Here is a 14,525-nt window from a genome sequence, read left to right as displayed (position 1 = left end):
AAAACGGGGGAGTAAGTCATGAATGAAATTAACATTGTAACTATGAAAACGGAAAGAGAGGCGAGGCGGGTCAGTGAGTTTTTCCTCTCGGAGCAATCGTTTGACGACCAACATCATACACCTGGAGAGATCGAGCACTTTCGCAACAAGCCTTTGGAGAGCCTGGGATTGCCAACGCATCAGCATTGGTATGTGGAGAACGAAGAGGGGGATATTGTAGGTGCTATAAGTGTCACCGAGAATGAGCATAAAACTGGGGGATACTTGTGGGACTATATTGTCGTGCGTAAAGATTATCGGAAGCGCGGAATAGCAAATCGGCTCTATGAAACGCTGTTGAATTTTGTGAAGTCGCAGAATGGGCGGTATATCCTTACCTACACCTGCGATCTGCAGGAATACAGCACAATTCGGCGGATTTTTCAGGAGCGGGGCTTCGAGCATATAGGCAGTTACCCTGATTATTATTATGAGGGTGAGGGCCGGATGGCCTTCTTGAAAAAGCTTTAGTTGGCATCAACCCAGACAAACGCGCTAGTCCCTAAAGGGACGGAGCAGCCGTTTATCCTCGGCGGGATATTATACATAGACAGGACTTGATGGTTATTATGAGTACCCTATTTCGATTGCTTGGGCTGCGTGCTGAAGACTCACGTAAACTGTGGGTTATGCTTCCGGTGTTCTATTGCGGCGGTATTGCTGAACTGCTCAATTATACAGCGTTTATGGCTCTGTTTAATCAACGCTTTGGGGTACAGTTTTTACCGTTCGTCTATATTGTGGAAGCGCTAATTATGCCTTTGGAAGGCTGGTTATTAGCCAAGCTGGCAGAGAAGCTGCCCAAAGCCAAGCTGATGCGGACACTGTATTTGATGATGACAGGCTTGCTGCTGATTAATGGATTGATTCTGTTGGGATTCAAGCTGGGGGATATTGACTATCGGTATTATTATCCGATTTTATTTATTTGTTCCAACTTCGTTGTACGCCAGCTGACCTTGCTGCTGTGGAGCACGGCGTTTGACTTATGTCCGACACAGCAAGCCAAACGTGTGATGCCTATCTTTGTGGGCGCTGCGATGGTGGGTGGCATTACAGCTGGCTTTATCGCTCAGCAGGTCACTCACTATTGGGGAACGGAAGCCGTATACTTACTGTCCCCTTGCTTTTTGTTATTGGGATTGTGGAATTTTCGCAAAGCAATCGCGCAATATCTGGCCCCGCTTACCATTAAGAATGAAGCTAGATCGGGTGTCTTGGAAACGGCTTCGGCAGTGGACCCCAGTGCGACGTCAGGAGCTTATATTAGGCAGATGCTGCGGAATCCGTTTCTGATCTGTGCCGTGGCACTCATGACCTTGATGCCTGCCTTGTACTTCCTGATGGAGTACCAATATTTCACCACTACACAGCAAGCCTATCCCAATGAACGGGACTTAACAGCTTATTACGGTATGATTATTACGATTCAATTCACGGTCGCGCTCGTGCTGCAAACCTTCGCTGGAAGGCTGATGAGCTGGCTGGGCGCAAGTAATATGCTGCTTGGGATTGCCATAGTGTTTATTGGTGGATTCGGAATTTCAGCACTGTTCATAGATACCCCGCTCGGGCTTGTTGCTGTATCGGGGGCTTACGCTATCTTTTATATTTTGCTGTACTATACGGCGGAGCCTTGCTATCAATTGTTTTTCAAAATGCTGCCGATTTCGCAAAGAGACGGCGTCCGTTATGTGGCGCAGGGAATAGCCGCTTCTGGAGGTATTTTGCTTGGGGCGCTGCTGTCCTTGCTCCATTCGGAGGGCCTGCTGGAGATTAAGATACAGGCGATTATCGGTGTAGCCATTGCTGCTCTGTTGGTAGCCGTCGCTTGGTTTGGTCGCAATCTGTACATTAAAGAGCTGGTCAAAAGTGTTCAGTCCTTCCATACTGATTTGTCGGATACGGCGGCATCCTTTCTTGGGGGAATGCGCAATACGAAGGTGCTTCAGGGAGTGCTGGAGTATCTTAATGACCCTAATGATCATGTTCGCGAACTAGCGTTGGAGATGATCGGTAAGGCGAAGGATTCTTCGTTTCTTCCCCGCCTGGTCGAATTAATCCACGATAAAAATCCGCGCATCCGTATTGCGGCTTTGCGCGCGATGAACCTGCAGGGAGCTACACTACAGGAGCTCGTTCAGGTGGCTTCCTTCCTCGAAGATGAGGAGCCAGGCGTGCGTGTGGAATGTGTGAAACTCATTGCGAAGGCGGAGCATCTAAAAAGCCAATCGCATTATTTTATTCGTATGAAGCTGTTGGATACTCACCCTCAGGTGGTCGCAGAAGGAATTAGGGCTATTTACGCGCTGCAAAGTGAGGAGAGCTATCCGGCCTGCGATGAAGCCGTTATTAAGCTGCTGGATACGGGCGGTGAGTGGGCAGTATACGGTTGTGGTATTATAGCTGATTTGAAGCTCCATACGTACACGGATTGGATCATATCGCTGTTGGAGGACCATCGGCCTGCGGTCAAGGTGGCTGCCGTGCATTGCTTAGGGAAGCTCCAGTATGATGAATCCATCGGATTTCTTTTATTAATGTATCCTAGAGCAGATCAGGAGCTGCGCAAAACGATCGTTCAGGGCTTGATCGATATGGGCAACAAAGGAATTGCGGCTCTGATGGAGGGCCTTCAAAACCCTCATCCGCTCATATGGGACGCTTGCGTCGCTGCCCTATCGGATTTGCTTCCTGAATCGCAGATCCGACAGACGCTGGTGGAGTCTTGCGTGCAGCGGCTGCAGGATTCAAGCAAAGAGAAGGCACTGTCCTCTGCGATCGGTACGCTGGGACTGGCGGGGCTGGCCGATTTGGCCGAGCAGCGCTATAAGGAAATCCGAATCGCGTTGTGCGATGCGGCCTGGTCCGTCCTGTCGAAGCTTGCGGATGAGCGTGTAGTAGCGACTGTGCGTGAAACGGTGCAGGATGAGAATGAAGAGATTCGCGAGAACGGTCTGGAGGTGTTGGCTGAAGGACTCGGCGACCGGAGGCTTGCTTATGCGCTCTTGGATATGCTGAAGGACAACGGCAGTGAGGCCGAGGGAGAAGCATTAGAAGATCCCAAGGTCGTTCTGGAGCAGGCCTGCCATTGGTCGGACGATTGGCTGCGCAGTATTGCGGCACATGCTTTAAACGGAGAGGTGCAGGGCGAAATGGCGAATGATCAAAAGCTGTTGTCGATGCTGGATAAAGTTATTTTTCTTAAGCAGGTATCGTTATTTTCTGACGTATCGGTTGATGAGCTTGGACTTATTGCAGGCATTACTCATGAGGAAGTGTTTCCCGATCAAACCTTTTTGCTGCGGCAAGGGGAAACCAACTCAAGTATGCATTTAATAATAGAAGGCAATGTGGAGCTGAGCAGCGTTTCTTCAAATGGCTTGGAGAGTACGCTGGGGGTTCTGGGACCTAAGCAGTCAATTGGCGAGACAACGGCATTAGATCAGGCTAAATCATCTATTACCGCGCAAGTGATATTCGATGAAGTTCGGGTGCTTTCATTGCGAGGGGATAATTTAGAGAGGCTGGTTCGTTTGTATCCGGAGATTGGCATTGGTCTTTTGCATGCTTCAAGCGCCCGGGTGCGTTTGCTGGAATCGATGCTGACTAAGATGGGGTAACGGTAAAGTGAAGCGAGGAGGGATCGCTGTGAACAAGCAAGTTATTATGGAACTGAAAAATGATCTGGCAGAGCTTGTTCGTCTGCATGATTGGTTTAGCGAATGGTCCGGGCCGTTGTCCATCGATTCGAAAACGCTGTTTCATTTGAATCTTGTTTGCGACGAATTAATTACGAATACCATTTTGTATGGGTATCAAGCCATAGGAGAGCCTAGGGAGCATAAGATAGAAGTTCACTTGATTGTGGAGGGGAATGATATTGAGCTGCTTATCATAGATGACGGTGTTGCTTTTGACCCATTGTCCCTTACAGCAGCTGATACCACACTGGGCATGGATGAGCGGTCGATTGGTGGTTTGGGGATTCATTTTGTGAGAGAAGTAATGGATGAGGTTGCTTATGAGCGGATCGGAGAAAGAAATACGATTCGTTTGAAAAAAATCGGGCAGAAGCCCGCAGAATCGGAGGGAACGGCATGAATGTAACGGAACGGACGGTTGGCGGTGTGGTGGTACTGGATATTCAAGGGAGGCTGGATGCCAATACTTCGGGAATCTTGGAGGCTTGTTTTCTGAAAATGATGGAGCAGGGGCATACCCGGTTTGTTTTTGGATTGGCTCAGCTTGACTATGTGAGCAGCGCGGGACTACGTATTCTGCTTGTTGCAGCTAAGAAATTGAAAGCATTGAAAGGCAGCTTAGCCCTTGTACAAATGACGGATAATGTGAAAGAAGTGTTTGATATATCGGGATTCAGCACCATTTTCACCATTTATGAAACAGAGGCTGAAGCGCTTGGCGAGATTGGGTAGTAAGGAAGAATGGGAGCCGGGAGGCAGGTGAGGGAAGATGGGCGATATTCCATTGGGGTGGTTGTTGACGGTTGTTCTCTTGCTGCTTGTTGTGGCTGCGGTGGAATGGAAGCGGCGTGAGGCGACGAAGGAGCTTCGGGGGACACATCAATTATTTGAAGTCAGCTTGGAAATCAACTCGACAATTCTTAAGCAGGATCTGCTGAAAAAGATTATGGATACAGCCTCCTCGGTAACCGATGCGGAGGCATCCTCAGTTATATTGGTCGACCCTGAAACGGGAGATTTATTCTTTGAGGTCGCACTTGGGGAAAAAGGCGATGAAATTCGCGAAATTCGCCTAACCATGGGGGAAGGTATTGCTGGATGGGTGGCTCAAACGGGAGAATCGGTCAAGATAGATGACGCCGCCCGTGATCCGCGTTGGTCTTCGAAGGTAGCTAAGCGTGTGGACTATCCCACGCGAAGCTTGATGTGCGTTCCGATAACAAGCAAGGGAGCTATCATCGGCGTACTTCAGGTGTTGAACAAGCGTAATGGCAAGCATTTCAGTGACAAGGACTTAAGGCTGCTGCAGTCGATTGCTTCACCAACTGCGGTTTCCTTGGAGAATGCCATGTTGTACGATGCGTTGGAGAAGTCGCTCAGGGCTTTAAGCGATACGGTAGCGGCTAAGGAGCGTATGGAAAGCGAGCTGAGGATTGCACGCGATATCCAGATGGGCTTCTTGCCTCGCAGGGTGTCAACGAGAAGAGCCGCTCCTATCCATATGGGAGGCTTAGAGGTGCTTCCGGCGGAAGGGCAGGATTCAGAAGCGTGGTCGAGGGCAGGCGATTATGAAGCTTCGATTCGGACTGAGGCGCAGCAAGGAATTCCGGCTAAAGTCCGCTCTGTTATTCGTCCTGCCCGTGAGGTTGGCGGTGATTTCTATGATTACTTTACACTCGACGAGTCGAAGCTCTTCTTCACATTAGGCGACGTGTCGGATAAAGGGATTCCGGCGGCGCTCTTCATGGCTGTGACGATGACGCTCATTAAAGGTAAAATGACGCCGGATATGACGCCAGGGCAGCTGCTCACTGAGGTTAATAATGAGCTGTATAAGGATGAGTCGTCGATGTTTGCGACGATTTTTTGCGGGGTGTTGGATATGCACACCGGGAAGCTGACGTACAGCGACGGCGGACACTGCACGCCTTATATAATCCGAAGCAACGGAGCTGTCGAACCGCTCAGAGGGATCAAGGGCGTGCCGCTCGGTGTTATGGACGATATGTTATATGTCGATAATACGGTCATGCTTGATGCAGGTGAGAGGCTTGTACTCTATACGGACGGAATCACCGAAGCGGAGGATTCGCAGCTACGTCAGTATGGAAATACGCGACTCTACGAAGTACTGGACGCTAAGGTTGTAAATGAAGGGGAACCGAGGCTTTCTGTGCAGGAGCTAATGGAGCGAATACTGAGCGATGTCGATCGGTTTACGGATGGAGCACTGCAATCGGATGATATCGCTATGTTATTAATAGAGCATAACCGGATCGAATAGAAAGTACGAAAAAGAGAAAGTGATTTTCTTTGTTTTGGGATATTCTACCTATCTCCGATATGATATATTAGAAATACTAGATTACGAGACGCGAAGGTATTATGTGAGGTAATTTACCTAGGAGGTGCGGTATGCCCATCCATCAATCACGTCAAAATGGCAAATCATCCGCTATGGCCAGTATACAGAGAAAGTCGGGGGCAGCGAAGTCTGCTTCGAATGCTACTCAGCTACCACATAACGGCCAACAACTAACGGCCGCTGATATGATGAGCTTGCAAGGAACTATTGGCAATCGTGGCGTACAAAGAATGATCTCCAGCTTGCCTGAACAGGGCATTGGCAATCGATTGCCGATTCAGGCCAAGATGTCCGTCGGCCCAGTAGGCGATTCGTATGAGCAGGAAGCGGATAAGGTTGCTGGCCAGGTCGTACAGCAGCTGCAAAAGAAACCGGCGACAGACTCGATCCAACGAATGGAAGGGTCAGAGGAAGAGTCGGAAGAGTTGCAGATGAAACCGGCGACAGACTCCATCCAGCGAATGGAAGGGTTGGAGGAAGAGTCGGAAGAGTTGCAGATGAAACCAGCGACGGATTCGATTCAACGAATGGAAGGTTCGGAGGAAGAGTCGGAAGAATTGCAGATGAAACCAGCGACAGACTCGATCCAGCGAATGGAAGGTTCGGAGGAAGAGTCGGAAGAGCTGCAAATGAAGCCAGCGACGGACTCGATCCAACGAATGGAAGGTTCGGAGGAAGAGTCGGAAGAGTTGCAGATGAAACCAGCGACCGATTCGATCCAACGAATGAAAGGGTTGGAGGAAGAGTCGGAAGAATTGCAGATGAAGCCTGCGGCAGGCGGGTTCGATGTTACACCTTCAATAGAGCAGCGTATTCAGGCCAAAAGCGGTGCGGGCTCGCAGATGGATGCTAAGACCAGACTCGGTATGGAGCAAGCCATGGGGGCTGATTTTAGTAAAGTGTCCATTCACAACGACGCCGAATCGGGTAAGCTCAATGAAGCGATTGGGGCACAAGCTTTCACAAAGGGGAATGATGTGTTTTTCTCCAACGGGAAGTATGATCCATCTAGCGCTCAAGGACAAGAGCTTCTGGCCCATGAACTGACGCATGTGGTACAACAGCGAGGGGTATAAGTTTCATTATTCGGTCTAGCTAATCTAATAAATATAGTAAAGAGACATCTCACGAGGCTTTATACCTCAAAGGTGTCTCTTTTTGCTGTGCCCAATCGGGCTCCTAAGCCTATGCTAGTTTTGCCGGAAATAAGTTGATGACTGTGTCTGAGGTTGTATTTGTGAAGCCTGAACGAAAGTGTTCATCTGCTGGATCACTTGCTCTACATGCTGTTGCGTCTCGAGTAGGCGGCGTTTTTGGGCATCCAGCTGAATATCAATTTGAGATTGTGCTTGTTGGAGATCTTGTTGTACTTGCATCAATTGCTGCTGGGCTTGCCGTACATTTTGGGTAAATGTGCTTAGACCTGAAGCGTTCAATGCTTGCTGGGCTTGTTGAGCCTGCTGAAATTGCAGCTGTTGTTGGTCCTGTTGGAACTGTTGATAAGATGGATAGGTGGAAGACATGACTGAAAAACCTCCTGATGGATGTTATGTAAGTGTGATTCAAAAAAACCTGTTTCATGCCAACTTTATTAATTTGTGATAAAAAAGCACTCTTTATACATGCTTCTTCCAACGTTATATCCTTTGCATTTGCCTGTTCCAAACAGCGGGAGCTGAACCATCAATTCACTAGCTTTTTAAGATGCATCTCGGGAAACGATATTATCATAACCTTTTAATAATCTAACAGATTCTCATCCCAAAAAATAACAAATATTACAATAATATTAAGTTAGTTAACAAAAGTAAGTAAGTGTGTTAAGATAAGTGCTATAAGTTTTATCTAAAAAAGGAGTGGACTAATAATGAATACAACCAAACTTGAACTAACGGCTGAGGAAGTTATCCTTTCGCGGCATTCTGTACGTAAATATCAACGTGATGTTACGATACCGGATGCGGAGTGGAATGAAATATTGGAGCTAGCCTTTAGTGCACCATCCTCATGGAATCTGCAGCATTGGCGGTTTCTTGTAGTTAAAGAGCAAGCCAATAAAGATAAACTGCTGCCTATAACGTATAATCAGCAGCAAACATCTGATGCTTCGGTTGTTGTTATTGTGCTAGGAGATCTTCAAGCCAATCTGGTAGCTCCGGACGTATATGGGCAGGCTAAGCCTGAAATTCGTGATATGATGATTGGTCAAATCAATGGGGCATACGAGAATAATCCTCAAATTGCACGCGATGAAGCCATTCGTAATGCTTCGTTAGCGGCTATGCAGCTGATGCTGGCAGCCAAAGCCAAAGGGTATGACAGTGTGCCTATGGGCGGTTATAATGCAGAGGCGCTCATCAAAGAATTGAACATTCCAGAGCGTTATATCCCTGTGATGGTCCTTCCAATCGGGAAGGCTCAAGTCGAAGGTCGCGCTACGGATCGTCTGCCGATTAATCACCAAGTTATCCAAGAAAGCTTCTAAGCTTATAGCATAAAAATCAGGACGGCTGCTCATATTACTGTTAATGCGACAGGTAAAGGAGCATGCGGCGTGGATCAAAAAGGAAATCAAGAAGACCCCAAAAAGGCTAATGACATTAATAACCAGCAAGCCGAAGTTGGTATGAGCCGGGCGCAGTTCAATGCAGCTAACGAGAAGCTGATTGAAGATCAACTGCAAGTCAGTGAGGATAAGCTGTTTGACTACGTTCCAGGTGAAGATAAGTAAAACAACAACAAAAGGAGCCTACTCAGGTTGAGTAAGCTCCTTTTGTTGTTGTTTTAGAAAATGCTGCTTTTAAGTTGATTTCTGATCTAGAAGCGTAATAAATTCCTTGGCTGCTGGTGAGAGATGCTTATTCCTGTGATAAAAGTAACTGATTCCCCTTTGAAAGGTTACTCCTTTTATTGGAATCTCAACCAGTAGTCCAGTTTTGGTTTCCTGTTTGATTGCAAAGTTGGAAACAATTGATACACCGAGTCCATGAATGACACCCTGCTTAATAGCTTCGAGATTGCTGATCTCCATATAGTTGGGGGGAGCAAAGCCGAATTCTGCAAATTTTGCCTCCAAAAAAGTCCGAGTAGCCGATTTATTCGGTTTTAAAATCAAGGTTTCATTAGCCAATTCCTCTAAGGTACACTCGTTTTTTTGGGCAAGTCGATGCTGGGGATTTACGATTAGAACAAGCTCATCTTGGTAAAAAGTTGTAGCTTGAAAACGAGTTTGATCAATCGCTACTCTATCAGAGACAACCAGAAACTCCACTTTGTTGGACTCCAGCATGTGGATCAAGTGATTTGAGGATGTAATATTCATGTTGATTTTAATGCCAGGATGTTTTTTGTTAAAGTCACTGAGGATTGCAGGAAGTAGATATACCCCAACAAAATTACTCGCTCCGAAGGACAACGTTCCGTAAGCTAAGCTTTCCAGTTGTTTGATATGCTCTTTAGATGAATGAACGAGGTTAATAATTTGCTCTGCATATGGCTTGAAATGCTTTCCTTGATTGGTTAAGTATAGTTTTTTTCCTATTCGGTCAAAAAGCGGAACCCCCAGTTCCTCCTCCAGACTCTGAATTTGCATGCTGACAGCCGGTTGCGAGCAATAAAGCTGTTCTGCTGCTTCGGTAAAGTTTAAGCACTCCGACAGCGTAATAAAGGTTTGCAGCTTGGTTAAGTTCATATCCGACATCCTTTTCATAAAAATTGAACTATAACGTTTACTTATTATAATCAAATTTAAATCAAATTGTTTAATAATATTACCGAAGATATAATGAAAATGCAATCAAAATAAGGGATGCTGAAAGGGAGAAAGTATGTTTACAAACTGGAAGCTTGGTACCAAGTTGTTTGCTTTGTATGTCATCGCATTCCTGGCGTTAACCTTGTCAACCGGATTGGCTCTAGTGACGATGGGTAATGTGTCCGGGCAATTGATTCAAATTTTATATGTGGAAAGTTACCAAATAAGTTCCCTTATCCTTCGTGCAGATAAAGATTTGTATCAACAGTTGTTAAACCAAAGAACCATCGTTCTTACGGAAATGCCTGAAGAAGAATATAACAAGCAAATGCAGCATTATAAAAGCAACCTGATCAATATTCGCAATCGCATGCTGGAGGGAAAGGAAATATTCGAGAAGAGCCGCCCGAAATATGAAGGCATTCTTACGGAAAAGACGCGGAAGAACGTTTTCGATAATTTGGAAGATTTTTTTCGGCAGTTTGATCATTGGGAGAATCAGACGACAAGATTGGTGGAAAAGGTGCCTACAGTACCTATAAAGGACCGGCAAAAGATTTTGAATGAAATCGTTACGTACGATGTTCAATTTGAGGAAGCTAGGAATACACTCAAAGAAATTCGTTACCTCATGGATTCGATAGCTAAAGAAGAAGTGGACAACGCCCACCAAATAACCAGAGAAGCACGAATTACGGTTCTCCTTATTGCACTGATCCTCTTTCTTACAGTCTTCTTACTGGGGTGGTACGTGATTCGTTATATGGTCAGATCCATTAATCAAATTGTTCACGTATCCGACCTGGTTTCCAAAGGGAGGTTGGCAGTGGAGCATATCGAGGTCAAGAACAATGATGAAATTGGTATGCTGGCTCAATCCGTCAACACGATGACAGATAACCTTCGTCAGCTGATCCATAATGCTAGCGAGACCGCGGAAATGGTTGCCGCTTCGTCGGAACAGCTGCTTGCCGCTGTTGAAGAGGGGGAGTTCACGGCGGACAAAATCCGGGAAGGCTCCAAAATGGTTTCAGAGGGGAGCAAGCGGCAGAATGAAATGGTTACCCATACTTTTGAAGCTATTAAATATATGTCCGAAGGTATGGCTGCCATAGAAAGTAATAGTCATATCGTTGCCCGTTCTTCGGAAGAAGCCCTTAAGGCTTCACAGGATGGCTATGCATCGGCGCAAAATGTTGTCAATCAAATGAAAGAAACTAATGATGCGGTAAAGGAGACATCGTCTATCATTCTTCAGCTAGGAGAGCGATCAGAGGAGATCAGTAAGGTTATCCATACTATAAACGAGATAGCCACTCAGACGAAATTATTGGCGCTCAATGCTGCTATTGAGGCTGCCAGAGCTGGAGAACACGGCAAAGGCTTTGCCGTCGTGGCGGAAGAAGTGAAAAAGCTAGCGGAGAGATCAGGGGATTCTACGACAATCGTTGCAGATGTTATTACCGATATTCGCCATCATACTCAACATGCGGTACAAGCCATGAAGCTAGCCACTGAGAAAGTGCACCTGGGACTTGTAAAGTCCGAACAAGTGATAGTTGTATTAGAGATGATTCAGACAAAGGCGACCCATGTAACTGAAAAAGTGAATGGCATGTATGAAAGCTTAGAACACATGAAAAGTGAAAGCGGTAACATTTTGAAGGCGACAGAGGAGGTGAGTAAAGTTGTCAATGATAATACCCAGTCCAGTCTGGATAACGATAAACGGATTAATCAACAAGTCTCATCTGTAAGGGAAATATCCGTTTCCGCTAGGTCGTTGTCAGAAATCGCCGAAAGAATGGACCAGTTGTTAAATAAATTTAGCAAATAATATTCAGTTTGGAGATGAGCTGTTTGCATTGTGGGGTTGGTATAAGCGGGACGGGGAGAATCGGGCGTTTATTAATTAGAAAAATATGTTCGGACAATACCCATCCTATTCATTTGAGGGCAATTAATACGTCATATCCTACTCACATAATCGCGCATTTATTGAAATATGATTCCGTGCATAGGACATGGGAAGCTGACATTGAGGCAGGAGACAATTATTTACTTATTAACGGTCAGAGGGTAGAAGTCACATGCGAGAGAAATCCGGAACTTATTCCGTGGAAAGACTTGGGGGTCGACCTGGCGGTTGATGCAACCGGTAAGTTCAATGATCGTAATGGGGCGCAAAAACACCTTTTGGGCGGTGCATCCACCGTATTGTTAACCGCACCTGGTGAACAGGTAGATCTAACTATAGTTATGGGCGTAAATCAACAAGATTATGATCCTATGAAGCATATTTTACTCTCAGCGGCTTCCTGCACCACCAATTGTTTGGTCCCGATATTAAGTATATTGGATCGGTCATTTCATGTGAACCATGCATGGGTTACTACCATTCATTCTTATACGAATGACCAAAGACATCTCGACAATCCTCACCAGGACTTACGCCGCGCGCGCGCCTGCACTCAATCGATTGTTCCAACAAGTACCGGGGTAGGGAACGCTATTAGGGATATTATGCCCCGTCTTGCTCCCTTAGTCCACGGGTTGTCCATAAGGGTACCTACACCGGATGTGTCACTAGTAGATTTGACGGTAGGTGTAAACCGACAGGTATCACATGAAGATGTAAGAACTATGCTGCTGTCAGCGGCTACAGGGGAGCTTAAAAGGTATGTGGCTTATACCGAAGACCCTCTAGTTTCGATAGATTTTATAGGTTGTGAGAAATCGGCTGTCATCGATGGCCTGTCTCTAGCTGTTCGAGATGACCAAATTAAACTTCTCGCTTGGTATGACAATGAATGGGGATATGTCAGCAGGGTGATGGATATTTTAAGTATGGTTATTAACAAAAAAACAGGAAGTGTTTAATTAATATGGATAATTATAAGGCTTCACCAATAGTGTTGGGAGTTATTTTGTGCAATTACTGCGGAAGTGAAATCGCAACAGTAGATACTGAAAAAGTCACAGTATTTTATACCGACTGTAAACGGGATGTTTGTCGAGAACAAAGAAAAGGGAAAGAAGACAAACAACGATAAGATTTTATTATGATAATTAGAATTAAATCAAATTGTTTTATGGTTTTTGGCTGGATATAATGAAAGCGGAAACATTACTAATTGTGAGGAGGCTACACAAGATGGCTGAGGTCTTAACGACCGTAAAAACGGATGGCAAGGAACCACCGATCAAGAAAAAAAGCCGAATTGAGGAAGTTATGAAAAAATGGGGAATTCCCATTGCACTTGCTGTATTTTTAATTCTTTTCTTTATGCCTACACCTGAAGGAATGACACCGGTAGCCCAAAGATCCATAGCTGTATTTACGGGGGCTCTGATTCTTTGGATAACGACACCCATCCCCATTTATTTGACATCGATTGCTGCGATTCTGATGCTTCCTTTGATTGGAGCCGTTAAAGATCAGGATGTTGCATTTGAATCGTTAGGTTTTGGTGTCATATGGCTGATGGTATCCGCATTTGTCCTTACTTCCGCCATGATGAAGTCGAATTTAGGCAGAAGGTTCGCGCTGTGGATGGTAACGAAATTCGGCAAAACACCGAAAACGACCCTGCTCGTATTGATTATTATCAACTTTATTTTGGCGTTTTTCGTTCCATCGACAACGGCCAGAGCTACGTTGATGGTACCCATTTGCATGATTTTATTAGAAGTCTATAAAGCCATTCCAGGTGAAAGCAACTTTGGGAAAGTAATGATGCTTCAAGGAGTCCAAGCGGATGCCATTGCTACATCGGGGGTTATGACAGCTACTGCGGGTAACATTATTGCCGTTGGTTTCATCAACGAACAAGCAGGCGGTCACATTGGTTATATGGATTGGCTGTTGGCTTCGATGCCGACTGCTATCGTCACCATGCTGATAACCTTCCTCATCGGGTTTAAGCTCTTCTCGACTAAAGGGGAGGCTAATTTTGAAAATGCGATGGGTACGCTCAAAGACGAGCTGAAGAAATTAGGTTCATTCTCTGTGGATGAGAAGAAGGCATCAATCATCTTTATCATAACCGTAATCCTGTGGGCAACAGGGGATTATCAAAAGGGCTGGTTTGGTTTTGAAATCAGCACCGAGCAGACGGCCGTTATTGCCGCGCTCCTATGTCTGCTTCCTAGAATTGGAATGCTGACATGGAAAGAAGCGAACATCAAATGGGAGCTCATGATATTCGCGGCAGGCGCATATTCCGTTGGCAACGCGCTAGATAAATCCAAGGGCGCCGAATGGATCATTAAAAATGTGGTTAGCGGCCTGGGTTTGGAACAGATGAACCATGCCATGGTTTATGTGGTTGTTATTTTCCTCAGCATGTACAGCCATCTCATATTTACGAGTAAAACCGTGAGAGTCACGATCTTGATTCCGGCGTTCATTGCTTTGGCTAAGTCATTAGGTATGGATCCCGTAGCTCTTGGATTAGCTGCCGCGATGACCATGACTTACACGATTACGCTTCCACCGCATTCGAAAGTCAATACGATCTATTTCGGAACAGGCTATTTCTCAGTCCTGGATCAAGTCAAATATTCGATTGTTACATGCTTTGTCGGCGCTAGCGTTATTAGCTTGGCCTTATTCACTTGGTTTAAAGTATTGGGATTGTAATTATAGAGAGTATTCTGAACA

13 protein-coding genes are annotated in these 14,525 nt (G+C 45.8%); 11 read left to right on the top strand and 2 right to left on the bottom strand.

The features are described 5' to 3' along the window. Positions 1–18 precede the first annotated feature (18 nt). The 6 genes from GC093_RS10515 (at position 19) to GC093_RS35860 (ending at position 7,184) form a co-directional block, all read left to right on the top strand. Positions 19–510: a GNAT family N-acetyltransferase gene (locus GC093_RS10515; protein WP_171651825.1), complete on the top strand. Its 492-nt coding sequence runs from the start codon at positions 19–21 to the stop codon at positions 508–510. Positions 511–608: 98 nt separating this feature from the next. Next, positions 609–3,662: a HEAT repeat domain-containing protein gene (locus tag GC093_RS10510; protein WP_171651824.1), complete on the top strand. Its 3,054-nt coding sequence runs from the start codon at positions 609–611 to the stop codon at positions 3,660–3,662. Positions 3,663–3,690: 28 nt separating this feature from the next. Continuing rightward, the gene (locus tag GC093_RS10505; protein ID WP_171651823.1) at positions 3,691–4,143 is read left to right on the top strand and encodes an ATP-binding protein; all 453 of its coding nucleotides are present in this window, start codon (positions 3,691–3,693) and stop codon (positions 4,141–4,143) included. Beyond that, positions 4,140–4,475 (top strand): STAS domain-containing protein, encoded by a 336-nt coding sequence (locus GC093_RS10500; RefSeq protein ID WP_171651822.1) that lies wholly within the window; start codon positions 4,140–4,142, stop codon positions 4,473–4,475. The genes GC093_RS10505 and GC093_RS10500 overlap by 4 nt, the downstream gene beginning before the upstream one ends. A 37-nt stretch (positions 4,476–4,512) precedes the next feature. After that, complete coding sequence (locus GC093_RS10495) at positions 4,513–6,027, top strand: PP2C family protein-serine/threonine phosphatase (protein WP_171651821.1); 1,515 nt, start codon at positions 4,513–4,515, stop codon at positions 6,025–6,027. Positions 6,028–6,158: 131 nt separating this feature from the next. Beyond that, positions 6,159–7,184 carry an eCIS core domain-containing protein gene (locus tag GC093_RS35860; RefSeq protein WP_171651820.1) on the top strand — a complete coding sequence of 342 codons (1,026 nt, stop codon included), beginning with the start codon at positions 6,159–6,161 and terminating at the stop codon, positions 7,182–7,184. 114 nt (positions 7,185–7,298) lie between these two features. Here GC093_RS35860 and GC093_RS10485 read toward each other — a convergent pair whose 3' ends face one another. Next, positions 7,299–7,631: a hypothetical protein gene (locus tag GC093_RS10485; RefSeq protein WP_171651819.1), complete on the bottom strand. Its 333-nt coding sequence runs from the start codon at positions 7,629–7,631 to the stop codon at positions 7,299–7,301. 344 nt (positions 7,632–7,975) lie between these two features. Between GC093_RS10485 and GC093_RS10480 the strand changes: the two genes are divergently transcribed. Beyond that, on the top strand, positions 7,976–8,593 hold the full coding sequence (locus GC093_RS10480) for a nitroreductase family protein (protein ID WP_171651818.1): 618 nt from the start codon (positions 7,976–7,978) through the stop codon (positions 8,591–8,593). 69 nt (positions 8,594–8,662) lie between these two features. After that, the gene (locus tag GC093_RS10475) at positions 8,663–8,839 is read left to right on the top strand and encodes a hypothetical protein (RefSeq protein ID WP_171651817.1); all 177 of its coding nucleotides are present in this window, start codon (positions 8,663–8,665) and stop codon (positions 8,837–8,839) included. 69 nt (positions 8,840–8,908) lie between these two features. On the opposite strand, the gene GC093_RS10470 is transcribed toward GC093_RS10475, so the two are convergent. Further along, positions 8,909–9,799, bottom strand: coding sequence for a LysR substrate-binding domain-containing protein (locus tag GC093_RS10470; protein ID WP_171651816.1), 891 nt, complete (start codon positions 9,797–9,799; stop codon positions 8,909–8,911). Positions 9,800–9,935: 136 nt separating this feature from the next. On the opposite strand from GC093_RS10470, the gene GC093_RS10465 reads away from it, so the two are divergent. The 3 genes from GC093_RS10465 to GC093_RS10450 all read left to right on the top strand — a co-directional run bounded on the left by GC093_RS10465 (position 9,936) and on the right by GC093_RS10450 (position 14,504). Continuing rightward, positions 9,936–11,699, top strand: a complete 1,764-nt coding sequence (locus tag GC093_RS10465) for a methyl-accepting chemotaxis protein (RefSeq protein WP_171651815.1) — start codon at positions 9,936–9,938, stop codon at positions 11,697–11,699. Between the two features lie 14 nt (positions 11,700–11,713). Further along, a complete protein-coding gene (gene gap, locus GC093_RS10460) occupies positions 11,714–12,742 on the top strand; it encodes a type I glyceraldehyde-3-phosphate dehydrogenase (RefSeq protein ID WP_171651814.1) in 1,029 nt (342 codons plus the stop codon). 274 nt (positions 12,743–13,016) lie between these two features. Further along, complete coding sequence (locus GC093_RS10450; RefSeq protein WP_171651813.1) at positions 13,017–14,504, top strand: SLC13 family permease; 1,488 nt, start codon at positions 13,017–13,019, stop codon at positions 14,502–14,504. Positions 14,505–14,525: the final 21 nt, after the last annotated feature.

This window comes from Paenibacillus foliorum (assembly GCF_013141765.1).
GTDB classification, from domain to species: domain Bacteria; phylum Bacillota; class Bacilli; order Paenibacillales; family NBRC-103111; genus Paenibacillus_S; species Paenibacillus_S foliorum.
The sequence above is the reverse complement of the archived record's forward strand: the minus strand, read 5'-3'. Positions and strand labels throughout refer to the sequence as shown.

What these genes read in the sequence shown, in the direction of transcription:
- GC093_RS10480 (WP_171651818.1), top strand. Translation starts at nt 7,976, where the DNA reads ATGAATACAACCAAACTTGAACTAACGGCTGAGGAAGTTATCCTTTCG.
- GC093_RS10515 (WP_171651825.1), top strand. Translation starts at nt 19, where the DNA reads ATGAATGAAATTAACATTGTAACTATGAAAACGGAAAGAGAGGCGAGG.
- GC093_RS35860 (WP_171651820.1), top strand. Translation starts at nt 6,159, where the DNA reads ATGCCCATCCATCAATCACGTCAAAATGGCAAATCATCCGCTATGGCC.
- GC093_RS10495 (WP_171651821.1), top strand. Translation starts at nt 4,513, where the DNA reads ATGGGCGATATTCCATTGGGGTGGTTGTTGACGGTTGTTCTCTTGCTG.
- GC093_RS10450 (WP_171651813.1), top strand. Translation starts at nt 13,017, where the DNA reads ATGGCTGAGGTCTTAACGACCGTAAAAACGGATGGCAAGGAACCACCG.
- GC093_RS10470 (WP_171651816.1), bottom strand. Translation starts at nt 9,799, where the DNA reads ATGAACTTAACCAAGCTGCAAACCTTTATTACGCTGTCGGAGTGCTTA.
- GC093_RS10465 (WP_171651815.1), top strand. Translation starts at nt 9,936, where the DNA reads ATGTTTACAAACTGGAAGCTTGGTACCAAGTTGTTTGCTTTGTATGTC.
- GC093_RS10485 (WP_171651819.1), bottom strand. Translation starts at nt 7,631, where the DNA reads ATGTCTTCCACCTATCCATCTTATCAACAGTTCCAACAGGACCAACAA.
- gap (WP_171651814.1), top strand. Translation starts at nt 11,714, where the DNA reads ATGAGCTGTTTGCATTGTGGGGTTGGTATAAGCGGGACGGGGAGAATC.
- GC093_RS10500 (WP_171651822.1), top strand. Translation starts at nt 4,140, where the DNA reads ATGAATGTAACGGAACGGACGGTTGGCGGTGTGGTGGTACTGGATATT.
- GC093_RS10510 (WP_171651824.1), top strand. Translation starts at nt 609, where the DNA reads ATGAGTACCCTATTTCGATTGCTTGGGCTGCGTGCTGAAGACTCACGT.